This window comes from Nonomuraea marmarensis (genome assembly GCF_043197025.1).
Classification (GTDB): Bacteria; Actinomycetota; Actinomycetes; order Streptosporangiales; family Streptosporangiaceae; genus Nonomuraea; species Nonomuraea marmarensis.
Map to the genome: position 1 here is coordinate 170,576 of NZ_JBICRM010000001.1, position 19,085 is coordinate 189,660.

The window sequence follows — 19,085 nt, forward strand, 5'->3', positions numbered from 1 at the left end:
CGTGCGAGGCGAGTTCCAGCCCCTCGCCGACGACGCCGATGGTCCGGGCGGGTCTACGACGCCGGCTGGCTGGTAAGCAGTTCCTCGATGGTGGCCCGGTGCAGCACCAGGTCGTCGGGGTCGTCGGGCATGGTCTGCTCGCCGAAGTGGATCCGGCGGTGCCAGATCCTGGCCATGATGATGCCGTGCCGGAGGGCTGCGTACATTTCATAGAAATCCATGTCGCGAGGCTCGTAGCCCGTTATTTCGCGATATTTCTGGCAGACGTCGTCGCGGCGCATGAAGTCCGGCATGCCGGGCAGGCCCGCGCCGACCGTGATGTCCTGGAAGAAGCGATGCAGGAAGATCATCCAGGACAGGTCCAGCTCGCGCGGCGCGACGGCGGCCATCTCCCAGTCGAGCACCGCGACCGGCGTGAAGTCCTGGAACATCATGTTCCCGATCCTGGCGTCGCCCCAGCACAGCACGTCGGGCCCTGGGTCCTCTGGCCAGTGCTCGGCCAGCCAGCCGAAGGCCCGCTCCAGCACGGGGATGCGCACCTTGCCGTGCGCCCATTCGTAGTAGGCCCGCTGCGCTTCGAGGTGGGCGCGTAACCCCCCGGCTCCGAGCGGGGACAACTCCTCCGGCGTGAAAGCGGCCTCGTGCAGCGCCGCCACGATCCCCACGCTCGCGTCCTGCAGCCGGCGCCGGTCCGCCGGCGCGGCGTCGTGCAGCCAGCCCCCGAACGTGTACGGCATCACGTCCGGCGGCACCTCGCCGTCCGCGCGCTCCATGACGAAGAACGGCGAGCCGAGAGGCCCGGGATCGGGCTCGAACCAAAGGGCCCTCGGCGCTGGAATTCCAGCTTTTTCCCTGGCCAGGCGCATGATCTCGAACTGGGCCCGCAAATCGTAGGAAGGGAATACCGGAACGGCTTCCACCGCAGGTGCGAGCCTGGCTACGCAGCGCGTTCTGCCCTCACGCCAGGTGGCGGTGAAGAACAGGGTCTCGCTGGACAGCCCGTTTTCCGACGGCCTTGACAGTTCGGACACCGTGGCGCCCTCGCCGACCTTGCCGCGGAGCCAGCCGGTCACGTGCTCGCGCAGTTCTTCCAGGTCACGGGTGGAGGTACGCATCTGCTCCGTCACGGTGGGCCTCCTGGCCGAACACTTGCCCCGGCACAGTCGTATACCCCCGACCAAGCGCTTGTCCATATCCAAGTGACCGTTACGGTCAGGTACGCGGCAGCCGTACCCTTGTCTGAAAGGGCATGTCACGAAGGGACAAGTGGGATGAGTTCAGCGGGTGAAGGCCTGTCTCGCCCGCTTCCCGAGCAGGTGCGGATGAATGTCGTCGACCTGGCGGCTCAAGTTCTCGGGACGATGCCCGCTGTCTCCATCCCGCAGCCCTTGCGGGGGATCGCGAAATTCGATCCGCGCAAACGGGCCAAGCTGGGCAGCGCGCCCATAGCCGCGCAGCTGGAGAACGACAAGAAATTTCGCGAGCTGGTCGCCGAGTCGGTGGCCGCCGGATGGCCTGAGCTGGTCATGGCGCTGGCCGACGGCAACGTTCCGCCGGCCGCCGATCCCGTGCTGGTGGCCGCGGCCGCCTACCTGACCCGGCCGCCGGGGTGGGCGGAGATGATCGAGGCCGCCCGTACCGACCTCGAGCAGTCGGCGGTGGCGGCCGAAGGGACGGAGCGCGAGGAGGCCGTGGCCCGGCTGCGCGAGCAGCTCGCCGCGCAGAAGAACGCCGCCAAGGAGGAGTCCGACCGGCTGCGCGAGCAGATCAGGGCGGCCCGCGCGGAGAACTCCGATCTGCGGCGCAAGCTCCACGACGTCCGCGAGCGCGCCAAGGGCGCGGTCCGCCGGGCCGAGGAGATGGAGCACGCGGCGGACGAGGCCAGGTCGGCCGCCTCGGCCGCGGGCAGCGCGGGCGAGTCCGAGCTGCGGCGGCTGCGCGAGCGGGTGGCCGACGTGGAGAAGCAGCTCGAAGCCTCGCGGCGGGCCGCGCGTGAGGGCAGGAGCATCGAGGACGCCCGCATCCGGGTGCTGCTCGACGCGCTGCAGGACGCCTCCGCCGGGCTGCGCAGGGAGCTGGCCCTGCCCACCACGATCAGCAGGCCGGCCGACTCGGTCGCCGCGAGCACGGGCGAACGTCCTGGCGTGCGCGGGGTGCCCGCCCGCGCGCTGGCCGACGACGACCCGCAACTCCTCGACCAGCTCCTGGCGTTGCCGCAGGTGCACCTGATCATCGACGGCTACAACGTCACCAAGACCGGCTACGGCACGCTCACCCTCGCCGACCAGCGCAATCGGCTGATGACCGGGCTCGGCGGGCTGGTGGCGCAGACCAGGGTCGAGGTGACCGTGGTGTTCGACGGAGCGGAGCTGAACGCTCCGGTGCAGGTGGTGGCGCCGCGGGGGGTGCGGGTGCTGTTCAGCGCGCCGGGGGAGATCGCCGACGACCTGATCCGCCAGCTCGTACGCGCTGAGCCGCCCGGCAGGGCCATCGCCGTCGTGTCGTCGGACCGCGAGGTGGCCGAGTCCGTCAGGCGGATGGGAGCCAGACCCGTTCCGTCTGGCTTGCTGCTGCGCAGGCTGGGCCGAGCCTAAATTACGAGTTGCTGGATTTTGGGTGGTTTAGGTGTGACCTCACCTGCCACTTCTGTACTATTTCGCCCCAGATGTAATCCCTGGGAGGCGACACTGTGAGTTTTGGCCGGTGGCCGGTGGCCGCGGGTATCGCGATCGGGCTGGTGCTGTTGCCGATGGGTGCGGCGGTCGCCGATCCCAAGCCCACGATCGGCCAGGCGAAGGCCAAGCTCGACAAGCTCAACGACAAGGCCGACAAGGTCGTCGACCGGTTCAACACGGCCACTGAGCGATACAAGAACGCCAAGACCACCTACAGCAAGCTGAACGACAACTACAAGCGCAAGCTGGCGACGGTTGCCACCCTGCGCTCCCAGGTGATCAACATGGCCGTCGACAGCTACACGCTCGGCGGGGACGTCACCTCCTGGCCCGGGCTGATCGGCACGGGCAACCCCGAGGACCGCCTGAACGGACTGGCGCTGGCGGGGCAGCTGTCCACGGAGCGGGCGGAGAAGCTGGCCGCGTTCGACCGCGAGAACCGCGGGCTGAAGACCGAGCGCGACAAGGCGCAGGACGCGCTGGTGTCGGCGGACAAGGAACGGGACGGGGTGGAGAAGGAGCGCTCGGAGATCCGCAAGCTGATCGCCGAGCAGAAGAAGCTCCTGACGAAGCTGGGCGCGTACAACGCGGGCAACCCGAACAGCGTCGGCATCAAGTACACGGGGCCGGCGTCGGGGAACGCGGCGGCGGTGCTGCGGTTCGCGTTCGCGCAGGTGGGCAAGCCGTACGTCTATGGCGGGACGGGGCCGGGCGGCTATGACTGCTCGGGGCTGACCCAGGCGTCGTGGCGGGCGGCGGGGGTGTCGCTGCCTCGTACGACGTGGCAGCAGTGGGCGTGGGGGGCCGGCCGCAAGGTGGACATCAACGATCTTCAGCCTGGGGATCTGATCTTCAGCGAGGGCTTGGGCCACGTCAGCATTTACGCCGGGAACGGGCAGATCGTCCACGCGCCGCAAACGGGCGATGTGGTCAAGGTGGTCAAACTCTCCGACTACGGCAACCGCATCGTCGGCGCCATCCGGCCGTAACGTACGTTCTCCTTTGGTCCTGTAGCGGCTCGGTTCCGGGCGGTGACGGCCCGGGTTTCGGTCACCGCCGGACGCTCTTCCTCGTTGCCGCCTCGTTACGGCAGGCCCCGAACGGTGATCGCCTCGCTGCCAGGCCGGCGGAGGTGCGCGCGCCGGGCCGACCTCGGGCACTACTACGACGACGAGCCGTTCGACGTGATCGTCATGTCGTTGTCGCTGCACCACATGCACCCGCTGGAGGCGCTGCTCGACCGAGCGTCCGCGTGGTTCTACGACGCTGGATCGTTGCCGACCACTGGCCGCCGTCGAGCAGCGGTTCAAGGTCGCAGAGGTCGTACAGCTGTGGCGCATCGAACGGGAACGAATCGCGGCGGGAACGCTCCCACCTACGGGCTTCAGGTTGACGGTGCGAAAGATGTGACAAAAGCGACAATCGTCGCCTGACAAGACGGTCCATTCGCAAGTGTGAGCAGTGTCACATTTGGATAACGGAACCTGGTGTTCCAGCAGGGGTTTCAAGCCTTACTGACCCCTTTATCTGATCTTTACAGCATGACCGCCGCTTTGCTGATCCTTGACCTGTCGGCGTAGCTTCGGGCCTCGTCGCGGCGAACAAGCCATGTCGCCGCGAACCGGCATCGGTCCCTCCCGATGTGAGACAGATAAAGATCCGTTGGTCGCCTTCGATATCCCGATTTCGACATATCAATCGGGCGGCGACCTGCCGAGTCCGTGCAGCCAGGAGGCACGGAGCCGGGGAACCAGCGATCCCACATTCCCCTAGGGATCAGGGGTGAATCGGCGCGCACATCGCGCCGTAGGGCGACTTCCAGGCCCGAATCCGTCAGCTAACCCGGTAGGCGTTCGTGGAAGACCCAAGGAGAAATCCTGTCTACCTCCCTGCAAAACCCCCGTCTGTCCCGACGTGCCCTGAGTGGCGTAGTGCTCACGATGACCGTGACGGCCGGAGGTCTGATCCTCCATGCCCCAACGGCTCAGGCGGCGACGGCGAGCGATTCGGCCAGTACCTCCACGGCGAAGGCGGCCGCAACCGCCGGAACCGCGAGTACGGCCAGGGCCGCTCGAGCAGCCAAGATCGCTCGTCAGAAATCGAAGGCCGGCAAGGCCGTCGCCGTGGCCAAGGACCAGATCGGTGACCCGTACCGTTATGGGGGCACTGGACCTGGTTCGTTCGACTGCTCCGGCCTCGTCCAGTACGCCTGGAGGAAGGCCGGGGTGAAGATCCCGCGCGTGACGAACAGCCAGTTCGCCCGCATCAGCAACAAGGTCTCCTGGCGGCATCTCCAGCCCGGTGACCTGATGTTCTTCAGCGGGCTCGGCCACGTGGGCATGTACGTCGGCAAGGGCAAGATGATCCATTCGCCGCGGACAGGCGAACGGGTGCGCATCGACAAGCTGGGCGGATGGCGCAAGTCGTCGTTCGTCGGCGCGGTCCGCCCCGGCATGTGAAGAAGCCTCGTCCGGATTTATGGATATTTTCCAGGATTCGGGCGGGGCTCTCACGTCTTCACCCCGCCGTTCTTCTTCCTTCTGGTACGGCAAGCCAACGTCACGCCACCCACCGCACGTGGCGGGCCACATCCAGGGAGACGCCCGCTGACCGGCACACATGCCCCGCCGCAACGGCGCAAGGCCGAGCGGTGAAGGAGTGGGCCGATGACGGGAGTGCGGCGGGCTGGACCACGGAGCTCATGTGCGGTGGGCCGACTACCATCAGGCATCGTGTCCGAGCAGGTGAGCCGACGAGCCATGGTGGCCGGACTCCTGCTCCTCGCCTTCGCCACCCCCGCCGGCTCCCCGGCCCCCGGATCCCCCCTCCTTCCCCCCGAACTACGCGACCTGTGGCCCGAAGGCATGGTCGTAGCCCGGGGAACGCGCTCGGTGGTCGTCGGCCACCACGCCGCGCCGGGTTCGCTCGACGAGATGGCGCGCAGGGCCGACACGGCCGGGCAGCGGGTGGCGGCCGTCCTCGGCGGGCCGGTGCGGCCGCTGGTCGTCGTTCCCCGGACCACCCGCGAGGCCGCCGAACTCGCCGGGGTGGCGCGGCTCGACGGGCTGGCCGCGGTGGCCGACGGCGGGCGGGTGATCGTCGTTCCCGAGTTCTTCGCCATGCTCAACCCCACCGGCAAGGACGTGGTCCTCATCCATGAGCTCGCCCACGTCGTGGCGGGCACCGACCGGCTGCCCGTCTGGCTCTACGAAGGGTTCGCCGACTACGTGGGCTACCGTGACGCCGGGCTCCCCGTGAAGACGGCCGCCGCCGAACTCGCCGCCGAGGTGCGGGCCGGGCATGTGCCGAGTGAATTGCCCGGACCTGCGGCTTTCGCGGCGGACGGGCGGGACCCCGTACGGCTCGCGCGGGCGTACCAAGAGGCCTGGCTGGCGTGTCGCTTCCTCGCTGACCGGTTCGGTGAGGAGACCCTGGTGGGGCTCTACCGTGATGCCCGGGCGATCGGCGTCGATCAGGCACTCGCCTCGCTGGGGCTCTCCGTGGCCACGCTGACGGCACGGTGGCGCGACTACGTGCGGGACCAGCTCGCGTAAGGGGAGGCAAATGAGCGAACGGCGAGAAACAGACGAACCATCACAGGAAGGCGACGACCCCGGCGGCGCGGTGGGCCCCATGGGCGCCGAGCGGCCAGACGGCGCGGCGGCTGTGAGCGCCACCGGGGCCGTCGGAGGAACGGCGGCGACGGACATCGCGGACCCTGGCCCGACCGACAAGCCCGGCACGGCCGAGAAGGTCGGTTCGGCGGGAGAGGGCGGCTCGGGTGGCAGGATCGGCTCAGCCGGGCGGCGTGGCCGGAGCGGTGCCGGCGAGGGTGCGCAGCGGGGGCATGGTGGGGATGTGTCCGTGAAGAGAGGCGACCAGCCGGAAGGCGGCGTGGCGAGCGAGCGGCGGTTGCGGCGGCAGGCCGGTGCGGCCCTGGTGCTGCTGGGCGCGGTGATCCTGGCCGTGGCCGCCTTCACCACCCCCTGGAACGTGCTGGCCGCGGGACCGCCCGATCCCGGCCGCGACTTCACCGCGGCCCAGATCGCCAGGGGGGACGCGTTCGACGCGGCCACGAGCCTGCCGAGCTACCTCTCGCTGGCTCTCACGATCATCTTCGCCGGGTTGCTCGTCGGCACTCCGTTCGGCGCGAGGGTGCTGGGCAGGCTCAAAGGCCCCTGGTGGGTGCGGGTGATCCTGGGCGTCGTGGTGATCAGCGCGATCGTCGAGCTGGTCACGTGGCCGCTCGGGATGTGGTTCGAGTCGCTGATGCGCGACTACGGCCTGTCCACCCAGGACTGGGCGGGCTGGGCCGGCGACCGGCTCAAGAACATGGGCATCGACGCGGTCCTGCTCTGCGTGATGCTGCTCGCCCTGGTGGCGCTGGCCCGCAAGATCAGGCGCTGGTGGATCCCGGCCGCGGCGGGGGCGTTCGCGCTGGCGGTGGTGGCGTCGTTCGTGTATCCGGTGGTGTTCGAGCCGCTGTTCAACGACTTCACGTCCATGCCGCAGGGCTCGCTGCGGACGAACCTGCTGGCCATGGCCGAGCGGGACGGCGTGCCGGTCGAGGACGTGCTGGTCGCCGACGCCTCGCGCCGGACGACGGCGCTCAACGCGTACGTGTCCGGCTTCGGCGCCACGCGCCGGATCGTCGTCTACGACACACTGCTCAAGGCCCCGCAGCCGGAGGTGGAGCTGGTCGTGGCGCACGAGCTGGGCCACGCCAAGTACGGCGACGTGCTCTACGGCACGCTCGTCGGCGGCCTGGGCTCCGCGCTGGGCGCGATCCTGCTGTTCCTGATCTTCGGTCCGGTACGGCGGCGCACGGGCGTCACGTCGATCACCGATCCACGCGCGGTCGGCGCGCTCATGGGCCTGATGACCCTGGGCTCGATCATCATGGGCCCCGCCCAGAACCTGATCAGCCGCCACATCGAGGCCAGGGCCGACCGCCACGCGCTGGACCTCACGCATGATCCGGCCATGTTCATAGCCATGCAGAAACGCCTGGCAATCACCAATATTTCCGACTTGTCGCCGAATGCGGTGGAATATGTGCTCTATGCCTCCCATCCTTCGAGCCCCGAGCGCATCGCCATGGCCCGTTCGTGGGCCAAGATGAACGGCGTCCCAGTGCCGTGACAGGCGCCGTGACAGGTGCCGTGCCCAACGTGGTCATCGTCACGAACGACTTCCCGCCCCGGCCGGGCGGCATCCAGTCGTTCGTGCACGGGCTCGCGCTGCGCACGCCGGGCGTGGCGGTCTACGCCCCCGCCTGGCCGGGCTGCGCGGAGTTCGACCGGCGCCAGCCGTACCGGATCGTGCGGCATCCGACGCGGCTCATGTTGCCCACCCCGGCCGTCGCGCGCAGGGCGGCCGGGCTGGTGGCCGAGCACTGCGCGGACACCGTCGTGTTCGGCGCGGCGGCGCCGCTCGGCCTGCTCGCCCCGCGCCTGCGCAGGGCGGGCGCGCGGCGCGTGGTGATGCTCACGCACGGCCACGAGGCGTCGTGGGCGGGCGCGCCGGGCTTCCGGGCCGCGCTGCGCAGGATCGGCGAGCACGCCGACGTGGTGACGTATCTGGGCGAGTACACGCGCGCGCGGCTGGCCGCCGCCATCTCGCCGGGCAAGCTCGTACGGCTCGCGCCCGGCGTGGACGTCACCCAGTTCCACCCCGAGGCGCGCAAGGCCGAGCTGGGCCTGGGCGGCAGGCCGGTCGTCGCCTGCGTGTCCAGGCTGGTGCCGCGCAAGGGCCAGGACCAGCTCATCAGGGCCTGGCCCCAGGTGCTGCGGTCGGTGCCCGAGGCGGTCCTGCTGCTCGTGGGCGGCGGGCCCTACCGCGCGACGCTGGAACGGCTGGCGGCGGGGCAGGAGTCCATCAGGTTCACGGGTACGGTGCCGGCCGCCGCTCTGCCCGGCTACTACGCGGCCGCGGACGTGTTCGCGATGCCGTGCCGTACCCGGTGGAAGGGGGTGGACGTGGAAGGGCTCGGGATCGTGTTCCTGGAGGCGTCCGCGACCGGATTGCCGGTGGTGGCGGGGTCGTCCGGCGGCGCGCCGGACGCCGTGCGGCCCGGTGAGACGGGGCTGGTCGTGGACGGCGAGGACGTGGCGGAGATCGCGCAGGCCATCGTCGAGCTGCTGAGCGACCCGGACAAGGCGCGCAAGATGGGCGCGGGCGGCCGCGACTGGATCGCCCGCGAATGGTCGTGGGACCAGGTCGCGGCCCGCTTCCACAGCCTCCTCTAGCCTTTCGTGGCCCCCAGCGTGAGCCCGGCGACGAACTGTTTGTGCAGCATCTGGAAGACGATCAGCGTCGGCAGCGCCACCAGCACCGATCCGGCCGCCAGCAGGTTGTAGTCGGTGAAGAACTGGCCGCGCAGGTTGTTCAACGCCGAGGTGACGGGCAGCTTGTCGCCCGACGACATCAGCACCAGCGCCCACAGGAAGTCGTTGTACATCCACGTGAACTGCAACGTGGACAGCGCCGCCAGCACCGGCCGGCACAGCGGCAGCGTCAGCCGCCAGTAGCGTTTCCACACGCCCGCCCCGTCCACCAGCGCGGCCTCGCTGATCTCCTCGGGGATCGTGCGCATGAAGTTCGACATGACGAAGACGCAGAAGCCGAACTGGAACGCCACGTGGATGAGGATCAACCCCAGGTAGGAGTCGTAGAGCGACTGCGAGTCCGACAACCACGCGGGCAGTGGGATGAGCGTGTAGAGGGTGTAGAGCGGGGTGATGAGCACCTGCGGCGGCAGCAGGTTGCCGGCGGTGAACACGATCAGCAGCGCCTTGCGTCCCGGAATGCGCAGCCGCGAGATCGCGAACGCCGTGAACGACGCCAGGAACAACGTGACCAGCACGGCGGGGATCACGATGATCAACGTGTTCAGATAGTAGTGGGGTAGCTCGGCCTGGCTCCACGCCTTCCCGTAGTAGTCGAGCGTGAGGTGCTCGGGCAGCGAGAGGTAGCCCAGGCGGGCGGTCTCCTCGTACGGGCGCAGCGAGGCGTACACGGCCAGCACGAGCGGCAGCAGCCACCCCAGCGCCACCAGCACCAGGAAGGCGTGCAGCAGGATCCGCAACGGCCGCACGGGAGCCCGCGAGGGAGCGCGCTGCGACTGGGCAGGGGGAGCGGAGGCGGGGGCCGTGAGTGTCATCGTTCCTCCCTGAACATCTGCGACAGGTAGGTCACGATGAACCCCAGCGAGATCGCCAGCAGGATGACCGCGATCGCCGAGCCGAACCCGATCCTGCTGGCCTCGCCCACGATGTTCTCGGTGACCAGCACGGACAGCAGCTCCAGCCCGTTCCTGCCCTTGTTGATGGCGTAGACGATGTCGAACGCCCGCAGCGCCTCGATCACCGTGATGACCAGCACGATCACGTTGACGGGCCGCAGGGTGGGGAACACGACCCTGAAGAACGCCTGCCGCTCGCTGGCCCCGTCGATCGCCGCCGCCTCCTTCAACGCGGGATCGACGGCCTTCAACCCGGCCAAATAGATGATCATCACGTAGCCGACGTGCCGCCAGCCGGCCGCGACCATGACCACCCAGATGTTGATCGAGCTGTCGCCGAGCCAGTCCACGGTCAGCCCGGTCACCGCGTTCAGCACACCGTAGTCGGAGGAGTAGACGAGCTGGGCTATGAAGCCGACTACGGCCAGCGATAGTACGACGGGCATGTAGAGCGCGCTCTGGTAGACCCGCGACAGCCGCAGCCGCCGGTCCAGCAGCACCGCGCAGAACAGCCCGAACGGGGTCGCGATCAACCCCAGGAAGCCCAGCCACAGCAGGTTGTTGCGGACGGCCGACCAGAACGGCGGGTATTCGGCGGACAGGTCGTGATAGTTCTGGCCGCCGATCCACTCGATGGGCCCGATGCCGTTCCAGTCGGTGCCGGACAGCCCGATGGAGGCCACCGTGGGCCCCCAGATGAGGCCCACGTTGACGACGATGGCCACCCCCAGCCCGATGACCAGGATGGTCACGTCGCGGGCGGAGTAGCGACGGGTTTTGACTGCCATCAGCGGAAGATGTTGGCCTTCTGCTTCTCGATGCTCGTCAGCAAGGAGTCGAGCTCGTTGGGCTTGCTCACGAACGACTGCAGGGACGGGATCATCACGGTGGAGGCGAAGTCCGGCCGCGTGTCGCGGTCGAGGAACTGCGCGATGTGCGTGGCCTTCGACACCAGCTCCGCGCCGCGCTTCTGCAGGGCGCTGTAGCCGGAGGTGTCGGCCTTGGAACTGGCCGCCAGCGTGCCGGGATCCAGCCCGGTGGCGATGTTCTGCGACGACGCCTGGGCGAAGTGCTTGAGCAGCGCCTTGGCGCCGTCCACGTTCTTGGCCTTGGCGGAGATCATGTAGCCGTCGATCGGGGCGTCGATCGAGTCGGTGCCGTACGTCGGGTTGATCTCGGGGAAGGTGAAGAAGTCGAGGTCGTCGCGGTCGGCCTCGGGGAACTGCTGGGCGACGAACATGCCGAGCAGGTACATCCCGGTCTTCTTCTGTGCCAGCGACTGCCCGGCCTCCTGCCACGTACGGCCGAGCGCGGCGGGCTGGTGGTACTCCATCAGCCCCCGCCAGGTGTCGAAGACCTGCTTGACCCTCGGATCCGTCCACGACTCCTTGCCGCCCATGAGCGAGATGTGGAAGTCATAGCCGTTCGTCCGCATGTTCAGGATGTCGAACGTGCCCATCGCCGGCCAGCCGTCCTTGTCGGCGAACGCGATCGGGATGAGCCCGTCGGCCTTCATCTTCCCGGCCAGCGCGGTGAACTCGTCCAGCGTGGCCGGGGGCTCGTACCCCTTGTCCTGCCAGACGCTCTTGCGGTAGAAGACCGCCCACGGGTAGTACGTGGACGGCACGAAGTACTGCTTGCCGTCGGTCCCGGTCGACTGGTCCTTGAACGCCTGCGTGTAGTCGCCGCCGATCTCCCGCCACACGTCCGAGATGTCGATGGCGAGCCCCTGCTCGGCGAAGAACTGCATGCGGTTGCCCGCGAACCAGGTGAACACGTCGTCGGGCGTGCCCCTGAGATAGCGGTTGATGTTCTCCTGGAACGTGTTGTGGTCCACAGTGTTGATCTTGGTCGTGGCCTGGGTGAAGGCCTTGATCTGGGTCTCCAGGGACTTCTTCGGGATCTCGTCGGAGGCGTTCGAGCCGATCGTGACCGTGCCCAGGTTGCCGGACGCATTGCCCGGAGCGGGGGCGGGAGTGTCGGAGCCGCATCCGACGAGGACGGCGGGGACGCCGAATGCGGCCGCGCCGAGCAGGAGATTGCGGCGGGAGATCGGCAGACGTTGGTCCATGGTGGGTTCCTCCTTGCCGGACCCTTCAGATTCCCCCGAGTTCGCTCATCTTCATTCATCGAAAAGCGAACATTTCCAACTGTCAACGCCCGGTTTCATGACGAATTGACGACAGTCGCCGCGCCGCGGCCGTGTCATGATGCGATCGGGATGGGAGATGCACACTCCGCAACCTGCAGGGCCGCCGGACGCGGCCCATCGTGTCGGAACCTGTTGGGATCTGGTGATGCGATGCTGCGCGCCGCAGCGTCAGCAGGCGATTCTGGTGGAGGCCGCCAGCCGGCGACTTAGCCTGTCGGCATGAGCTCGACGAGACGCAGTATCGCCGAGGCAGCCGGCTTAGTCTGGCGCGCGGGCCCGGTACGGGCGGTGTGCTACGCGGCCGTCACCCTGATCCAGGCCGGACTCCCGGTCTCCGTCGCCTGGCTGACCAAGCTGGTGCTCGACGACCTCGTCCGCGGCGCCCCGGTCGCCGACCTGGCGGTCCTGCTCGTGCCGCTGGTGGCCGTCGGCTTGGCCACGGCCGCGCTGCCGCAGCTCAGCACGTACATCGGGGCCGAGATGGGCAGGAAGGTCTCCGTGCGCGCTCTCGACCGGCTGTACGTCGCCATGGAGCGCTTCGTCGGCCTCCAGCCGTTCGAGAGCCCGGCGTTCCTGGACCGGCTCCGGCTGGCCTCGCAGGGCGGCGCGATGGCCAGGACATTCGTCAACAGCGCCTTCGACCTGGGCAGAACCGTGCTGACGCTGGGCGGGCTCCTCACCGCGGTCGTGCTGATCTCGCCGGCGATGGCCGGCATCGTGCTGGTGGCGGGGGTCCCGGCGCTGTTCGCGCAGGTGTCGCTGGCCAGGCGGAGGGCCAAGATGATGTTGGACATCGCCCCCGTACAGCGCCGCGAGATCTTCTACTCCACCCTGCTCAGCAGCGTCGAGGCGGCCAAGGAGGTGCGGCTGTTCGGGCTGGGGGCGTTCCTGCGCGGACGCATGCTGGCCGAGCGGGGCGTGGCCAACGACGCCGAGCGGACCTTGGACCGCAGGAGCCTGTCCATCGAGAGCGGCCTTCAGTTCCTCGGCGCCCTGATCTCCGGCGGCGGGCTGGTCTGGGCGGTGCTCGCGGCCAGCGGCGGGACGCTGACGATCGGGGACGTTTCGATGTTCATCGCCGCCGTGGCGGGGCTGCAGGGCGGGCTGTCGTCGCTGGTGCGCGGCATCGCCGGCACGCACCAGCAGCTCCTGCTGTTCGGCCACTACGCCGACGTCGTGCACGCCGAGCCCGACCTGCCCGTCGCGGACGAGCCCCGCCCGCGGGCCGGCTCGGCGCGGGCATCGAGCTGCGCGACGTGTGGTTCCGCTACGCCGACGACCTGCCCTGGGTGCTGCGCGGCATCACCCTCACCATCCCGTACGGGCAGGCCGTCGCGGTCGTCGGCCTCAACGGCGCGGGCAAGAGCACGCTGGCCAAGCTGCTGTGCCGGTTCTACGACCCGGTGCGCGGGTCGATCCACTGGGACGGCGTCGACCTGCGCGACCTGGATCCGCCCGAGCTGCGCGCCCGGCTCGGGGCGGTGTTCCAGGACCACATGACGTACGACTTCAGCGCCCGCGACAACATCGCCGTCGGCGACCTGAGCGCCCTCGACGACCTCGAACGCATCAAGACCGCGGCCGTCAACGCCGGGGTGGACGAGGCGATCACCGAGTTACCCGACGGCTACGACACGGCGCTGACCAGGATGTTCGTCTTCGCGCTGAAATTCGGGAAGACGCCGAAGACCGGCGTGACGCTGTCGGGCGGGCAGTGGCAGCGGGTGGCACTTGCCAGGGCGTTCCTGCGCGACCACGCCGACTTCATGATCCTCGACGAGCCCAGTTCGGGGCTGGACCCGGAGGCGGAGCACGACGTGCACCTGCGCATGCGCCGCTACCGGGCCGACCGGACCAGCCTGCTGATCTCGCACCGGCTCAACGCGGTGCGGGAGGCGGACGTGATCGCGGTGCTGGACGACGGCGTGATCGCCGAGCTGGGCGGCCACGACGAGCTGATGGCCGCCGACGGCCTGTACGCCCGCATGTTCCGCCTCCAGGCCAGCGGCTACCAGGAGACGGGGCCCAGCCCGTCGCCGGACGGCTTCCATCCGCCCCTGCCACAGGGGATCGCGCCCGGCGGTTTCCACTCGACGCCGCCCCCGCCGGGGCTCAGCCCGTGAGAAGCGCCCGCGTGCGCAGGCGACTTCAAGCCGGCACGCTGCGGGAACGCCAGGACGGTGCGGTGCAGGAAACGCCGGATGGCCCGTCTAGTGCGAGCCGTAGAGCTCGTCGATCTCCTTGGCGAAGTCGCGCATGACCAGGTTGCGCTTGACCTTCAGCGTCGGCGTGAGGTGCCCGCTGTCCTCCGTGATGTCCGCTTCCAGGATCGTGAACTTCTTGATCTGCTCGGCCTTCGACACCGACAGGTTCGCCCGGTCCACGGCCCCCTGGATCTCGGCCCGCATCTTCGGATCTGCTCGCAGGTCCGCCACGGAAGCCCCCTCGGGCATGGCCTCGGGGTCGAGGGTGATCAGGGCCGCCACGAACGGCTGCCCGTCGCCGACGACCATGGCCTGGGAGATCAGTGGATGGGCGCGCAGCGCGTCCTCCAGCGGCCCAGGGGCGACGTTCTTGCCCGCCGCCGTCACCAGGATCTCCTTCTTGCGCCCGGTGATCCGCAGGTAGCCGTCGGAGTCCAGCTCGCCTACGTCGCCCGTGTGGTACCAGCCGCCGGCGTCGATCGCGTCGGCCGTGGCGGCGTCGTTCTGCCAGTAGCCGTGGAAGACGTTCCTGCCCTTGGCCATGATCTCGCCGTCGTCGCCGATGCGCAGCGAGACGCCGGGCAGCGGCTTGCCCACGGTGCCGATCTTGTTGGCGCCCGGCATGTTGACCGAGCACGGCGCCGAGGTCTCGGTCAGGCCGTAGCCCTCGAAGACCTCGATGCCGACGCCCCTGAAGAAGTGGCCGAGCCGCTCGCCCAGCGCCGAGCCGCCGCACACCGCCGCCGAGAGCCGCCCGCCGGTGGCCGCGCGCAGCTTGGCGTAGACCAGTCGGTCGAACACGGCCCGCCGCAGCCGCAACCCGAGCGGCGCGCCGCCCGAGCTCTCGGCGCGGCTCCACGCCACCGCCACGTCGACCGCGCGGGCGAAGATCCTGCCCTTGCCGCCCGCGACGGCCTTCTGCTCGGCGCCGTTGTAGACCTTCTCGAACACACGCGGCACGCCCAGCAGGAACGTCGGCTTGAAGTCCTGCAGGTCGGGGGCGACGTTCTTCATGTTGGGGGTGTGCGCCATGATCGCGCCCGCCTCGATCAGCACCACCTGGATCATCCGCGCGAAGATGTGCGCCAGCGGCAGGAACAGCAGCGCCGCGGGCTCCTTCGTCGCGAACAGCGGCTCCAGCGGCCCCCGCAGCACGTTGAGCGCGGTGAACAGCAGGTTGTCGTGCGTGATCCGGCACCCCTTGGGCCGCCCCGTGGTGCCCGAGGTGTAGACGACCGTGGCCAGGTCGGAGGAGACGACCCGCTTCCTGCGCTCGTCGACGGCCGAGCCGGGCACCCCGTCCGCCTCCAGCGTGCCGTCCACTCGCCAGACCGCCTTCAGCTCGGGCGCCGCCTGGCGTACGGTCTCCTCGTGCGTGTCCAGCTCGACGAACGCGGCCTTGGCCGCGCTGTCGGACAGGATCCACCTGACCTGCTCGACCGACGAGGTCTCGTAGATCGGCACGGTGACCGCGCCGACGGACCAGATGGCGTAGTCGACCAGCGTCCACTCGTAACGGGTGCGCGACATGAGCGCGACCCTGTCGCCGTGCTCGACGCCCGCCGCGATCAGCCCTCTGGCCACCTCGACCACCTGGTCGCGGAACTCGGACGCGGTGACGACGGGCCAGCCGGCGCCGGTCTTGCGCCGCATGACCACGGCGCCCGGCTCCTGCTCGGCCCGCCTGAAGACCGTGTCGGGCAGGCTGGCGGAGGCGGGAACGTCGACCAGGACGGGGACGCTGTACTCGCGCACGGATCAACTCCTCTTCGGGGGACCGCCAGGACGTTACCGCGTCAAGTTACGGACGGGTAGCCTCTGCCCGCCGATCCATGGGGCATTCATCACGCTAGCAGCCACCACACGCAAGGTGGCCGCCTAGGATTTGCCCCATGAGGGTCCACGTGGTGAGCGACGTACACGGCAGGGCCGACGCGCTGGCCAGGGCGGGCGACGGCGCGGACGCGCTCGTCTGCCTGGGCGACCTGATCCTCTTCATCGACTACGACGACCACGCGCAGGGCATCTTCGCCGACCTGTTCGGCGCGGAGAAGGCGGCGGAGTTCATCGGCCTGCGCACGGCCAAGCGGTTCGAGGAGGCCAGGGCCATGTCCGCGCGGTTGTGGGCGACGCTCGACGGCGACCCGCGCGAGCACATCGAACGCAACGTCCGAGCCCAGTACGAGTCCCTCTTCGCCGCCATGCCGACCCCGGCCTACCTCACGTACGGCAATGTCGACATCCCGCGCTTGTGGAGCGAATACCTCAGACCAGGCCAGCAGGTGCTCGACGGGGAGGTGGCGGAGATCGGCGGCCTGCGGTTCGGGTTCGTGGGCGGCGGGCTCAAGACCCCCTACCGCACCCCGTACGAGCTGGGCGACGAGGAGTTCGCGGCCAAGGTCGCGGCGGTCGGCGAGGTGGACGTGCTGTGCTGCCACATCCCGCCGGCCGTGCCCGAGCTGCTCTACGACGTGGTGGCCCGGCGGTTCGAGCGGGGCAGCGAGGCCACCCTCGAGCTGATCAGGCGCACCCAGCCGCGATATGCCCTGTTCGGCCACGTGCACCAGCCGCTCCACGGGCGCACGCGTGTGGGACGTACCGAATGCGTGAACGTGGGCCATTTCCGGGGAAAGGGCGTTCCCTTCGTCCTCGAATGGTGACCCGGCCGGTAAGGGCCCAGCGGTCCGCCGCAAGTGGCGGATTCTGCACTACGGTGGTCGCATGGCTGATCGCACCACGTCGAGCACCACCATCAGCGCCGAACGCGCTGAGATCATGGCGGTCATCGCGGACTTTCCCGCCTACCCGGAGTGGGCCGGGCAGGTCAAGAGCGCCGAGGTCCTCAGCACCGGCTCGGACGGCAGGCCGGAGACGGTGCGGTTCGTCCTCGACGCGGGGATGATCAGCGACACCTACACCCTCGGCTACACCTGGCAGGGCGACGACGGCGTGAGCTGGAAGGTGGTCGAGCCCGGCAAGATGGTCTCCGAGCTCAGGGGGAGTTACCGGCTCGACGAGACGGGCAGGGGCACCGAGGTGACATACGAGCTGACGGTCGATCTCAGCGTGCCCATGATCGGCCTGATCAAGCGCAAGGCGGAGAAGGTGATCGTGGACACCGCGCTCAAGGGCCTCAAGAAGCGCGTCGAGGGCCGTTGAGTTGAGCCCGCGCGTTCTGCTCTTCACCGGAAAGGGCGGCGTCGGCAAGACCACGGCCGCCGCCGCGACCGCCACGCTCGCCGCCAGCCGCGGGCTCAAGACGCTGATCGTCTCGACCGACACCGCCCACTCGCTGGCCGACGCGCTCGCCGTCGAGCCCGGCGAGGTCGCGCCGGGCCTGCACCTGCACCAGGTCGACACGCAGAAGACGCTGGAGCGCCACTGGGGCGAGCTGCAGGACTACGCCAGGGGAGTGCTGGGCGAGCTGGGCCTCGACGAGATCACCTCCGAGGAGATCACCGTGCTGCCCGGCGCGGAGGAGGTCATCGCGCTGCTGGAGCTGCGCGAGCACGCCCGCGAGGGCCGCTGGGACGTGATCGTGGTCGACTGCGCGCCCACCGCCGAGACGCTGCGGCTGCTGGCCCTGCCCGAGGCGCTCGACTGGCACGTCACCAGGCTCATGCCGGTCGGCCGCAAGATCGTGAAGCTCGTCTCGCCGTTCGTGCGCAGCGTCGCCCACGTCAGCGCGCCCGGCGAGGGCGTCATGAGCGCGGCCGAGCGCTTCCACCGCGGCCTGATGGAGGTGCGCGAGCTGCTCACCGGCGACCACGCCTCGGTGCGGCTCGTGCTCACGCCGGAGTCCGTGGTGCTCGCCGAGGCCAGGCGCACCCTCACCTCGCTCAACCTGTACGGCTACCGCGTCGACGCCGTCATCGCCAACCGGGTCTTCCCCTCGGAGGGCGCCGACGAGTGGCGCGCCCAGTGGGTGGTGGCGCAGTCCAGGCTGCTGGCCGAGGCGGAGCAGTCGTTCGCGCCGCTGCCCATCCACGTCGTCCCCTACCTGCCCGCCGAGCCCGTCGGCAAGGACGCGCTGGCGAAGGTCGGCGAGGCGATGTACGGCGAGGGCGACCCGTTCGCCCCCCACGGCGTCGAGCCGCCCCTGACGATGAGCGCCGACGAGCTGACCCTCGCCCTGCCCGGCGCCGACCGCGACGACATCGACCTGGCCCGCAAGGGTGACGAGCTGATCGTCACCGCGGGGCCGTACCGGCGGATCCTGGCCCTGCCCGCGGCGCTGGCCCGCAGGAAGATCAGCGGCGCGGTGCTCCGTGACGGCGTCCTCCGGGTCCGGTGGGGCGAGTCCGGCGATCCGCCGGACTAGCGGATTCTGCACTAGCGTTCAATTCGGGGAGCGAATCCGCAACCTGATGAGTTGAGGAGGATGAGCGACCCATACGCAGGGAGGGCCAGATGACCGAGAGCAACGACAGAGACCCGATCGGGAGCGTCGCCGACGAGGCGCGCAAGCTGTTCGAGTCGATCCAGGGGCGGGCCACGCGCCAGGTCGGCAAGACGGTGTTCAACTCGTTCACCGGCGGCGGTGGCCGCAGGGAGCGGGACGTGTGGGAAGAGGCCGTGTCCGAGCCCCACGACGAGTACATCTGCCGCGCCTGCCCGGTCTGCCGGGCGATCGCGGCGCAGCGCGAGTCGGGTTCCGATGTGACCGGGCACCTGGTGGCCGCGGGCGGCGAGTTGTTCGCCGCGGTCCGCGGGGCGCTCGACGCGCTGAGCAGGCCCGCACCGCGTGGGCCGCGCGACCTCCATGATCGGCGCGACCGCGGCGACGTGGAACACATAGATCTGGGATAGGG

Annotated in this window: 17 protein-coding genes and 1 riboswitch; of the genes, 12 read left to right on the forward strand and 5 right to left on the reverse strand. The window is 69.5% G+C overall.

Annotated features, from left to right (window positions below; genetic code table 11):
- Positions 1-53: 53 nt before the first annotated feature.
- Positions 54-1,127 (reverse strand): phosphotransferase family protein, encoded by a 1,074-nt coding sequence (locus ACFLIM_RS00890; protein ID WP_393160781.1) that lies wholly within the window; start codon positions 1,125-1,127, stop codon positions 54-56.
- A gap of 195 nt (positions 1,128-1,322) precedes the next feature.
- Between ACFLIM_RS00890 and ACFLIM_RS00895 the strand changes: the two genes are divergently transcribed.
- The 7 genes from ACFLIM_RS00895 to ACFLIM_RS00925 all read left to right on the forward strand — a co-directional run bounded on the left by ACFLIM_RS00895 (position 1,323) and on the right by ACFLIM_RS00925 (position 8,923).
- On the forward strand, positions 1,323-2,594 hold the full coding sequence (locus tag ACFLIM_RS00895; RefSeq protein WP_393160783.1) for an NYN domain-containing protein: 1,272 nt from the start codon (positions 1,323-1,325) through the stop codon (positions 2,592-2,594).
- Positions 2,595-2,689: 95 nt separating this feature from the next.
- On the forward strand, positions 2,690-3,664 hold the full coding sequence (locus ACFLIM_RS00900; RefSeq protein WP_393160785.1) for a C40 family peptidase: 975 nt from the start codon (positions 2,690-2,692) through the stop codon (positions 3,662-3,664).
- A gap of 114 nt (positions 3,665-3,778) precedes the next feature.
- Positions 3,779-4,108, forward strand: coding sequence for a hypothetical protein (locus ACFLIM_RS00905; RefSeq protein WP_393160787.1), 330 nt, complete (start codon positions 3,779-3,781; stop codon positions 4,106-4,108).
- 268 nt (positions 4,109-4,376) lie between these two features.
- A riboswitch (cyclic di-AMP (ydaO/yuaA leader) is annotated at positions 4,377-4,542 on the forward strand.
- A gap of 256 nt (positions 4,543-4,798) precedes the next feature.
- Entirely contained in the window at positions 4,799-5,134 is a 336-nt protein-coding gene (locus tag ACFLIM_RS00910; RefSeq protein WP_393160789.1) for a C40 family peptidase, read from the forward strand.
- Between the two features lie 273 nt (positions 5,135-5,407).
- Positions 5,408-6,229, forward strand: a complete 822-nt coding sequence (locus ACFLIM_RS00915; RefSeq protein ID WP_393160791.1) for a hypothetical protein — start codon at positions 5,408-5,410, stop codon at positions 6,227-6,229.
- Between the two features lie 10 nt (positions 6,230-6,239).
- Positions 6,240-7,817, forward strand: a complete 1,578-nt coding sequence (locus ACFLIM_RS00920) for a M48 family metallopeptidase (RefSeq protein ID WP_393160793.1) — start codon at positions 6,240-6,242, stop codon at positions 7,815-7,817.
- A gap of 20 nt (positions 7,818-7,837) precedes the next feature.
- Positions 7,838-8,923, forward strand: coding sequence for a glycosyltransferase family 4 protein (locus tag ACFLIM_RS00925; protein ID WP_393160795.1), 1,086 nt, complete (start codon positions 7,838-7,840; stop codon positions 8,921-8,923).
- On the opposite strand, the gene ACFLIM_RS00930 is transcribed toward ACFLIM_RS00925, so the two are convergent.
- The 3 genes from ACFLIM_RS00930 to ACFLIM_RS00940 are packed head-to-tail and all read right to left on the reverse strand — an operon-like array spanning position 8,920 to position 11,989.
- Positions 8,920-9,837 carry a carbohydrate ABC transporter permease gene (locus ACFLIM_RS00930; RefSeq protein ID WP_393160797.1) on the reverse strand — a complete coding sequence of 306 codons (918 nt, stop codon included), beginning with the start codon at positions 9,835-9,837 and terminating at the stop codon, positions 8,920-8,922. The genes ACFLIM_RS00925 and ACFLIM_RS00930 overlap by 4 nt on opposite strands.
- Positions 9,834-10,706 carry a carbohydrate ABC transporter permease gene (locus tag ACFLIM_RS00935; RefSeq protein WP_393160799.1) on the reverse strand — a complete coding sequence of 291 codons (873 nt, stop codon included), beginning with the start codon at positions 10,704-10,706 and terminating at the stop codon, positions 9,834-9,836. The genes ACFLIM_RS00930 and ACFLIM_RS00935 overlap by 4 nt, the downstream gene beginning before the upstream one ends.
- Entirely contained in the window at positions 10,706-11,989 is a 1,284-nt protein-coding gene (locus ACFLIM_RS00940) for an ABC transporter substrate-binding protein (protein WP_393160801.1), read from the reverse strand. The genes ACFLIM_RS00935 and ACFLIM_RS00940 overlap by 1 nt, the downstream gene beginning before the upstream one ends.
- Before the next feature lie 1,370 nt (positions 11,990-13,359).
- Between ACFLIM_RS00940 and ACFLIM_RS00945 the strand changes: the two genes are divergently transcribed.
- Positions 13,360-14,193 (forward strand): ABC transporter ATP-binding protein, encoded by an 834-nt coding sequence (locus ACFLIM_RS00945; RefSeq protein WP_393160803.1) that lies wholly within the window; start codon positions 13,360-13,362, stop codon positions 14,191-14,193.
- Positions 14,194-14,280: 87 nt separating this feature from the next.
- Here ACFLIM_RS00945 and ACFLIM_RS00950 read toward each other — a convergent pair whose 3' ends face one another.
- Positions 14,281-16,029, reverse strand: a complete 1,749-nt coding sequence (locus tag ACFLIM_RS00950) for an AMP-dependent synthetase/ligase (protein ID WP_393160805.1) — start codon at positions 16,027-16,029, stop codon at positions 14,281-14,283.
- 137 nt (positions 16,030-16,166) lie between these two features.
- Between ACFLIM_RS00950 and ACFLIM_RS00955 the strand changes: the two genes are divergently transcribed.
- The 4 genes from ACFLIM_RS00955 (at position 16,167) to ACFLIM_RS00970 (ending at position 19,083) form a co-directional block, all read left to right on the forward strand.
- Positions 16,167-16,934 (forward strand): metallophosphoesterase family protein, encoded by a 768-nt coding sequence (locus ACFLIM_RS00955; protein ID WP_393160807.1) that lies wholly within the window; start codon positions 16,167-16,169, stop codon positions 16,932-16,934.
- Positions 16,935-16,995: 61 nt separating this feature from the next.
- Complete coding sequence (locus ACFLIM_RS00960; protein ID WP_393160809.1) at positions 16,996-17,433, forward strand: SRPBCC family protein; 438 nt, start codon at positions 16,996-16,998, stop codon at positions 17,431-17,433.
- A gap of 1 nt (position 17,434) precedes the next feature.
- A complete protein-coding gene (locus tag ACFLIM_RS00965; RefSeq protein WP_393160811.1) occupies positions 17,435-18,595 on the forward strand; it encodes an ArsA family ATPase in 1,161 nt (386 codons plus the stop codon).
- 89 nt (positions 18,596-18,684) lie between these two features.
- Positions 18,685-19,083 carry a hypothetical protein gene (locus tag ACFLIM_RS00970; RefSeq protein ID WP_393160813.1) on the forward strand — a complete coding sequence of 133 codons (399 nt, stop codon included), beginning with the start codon at positions 18,685-18,687 and terminating at the stop codon, positions 19,081-19,083.
- The last annotated feature ends 2 nt before the right edge of the window (positions 19,084-19,085 follow it).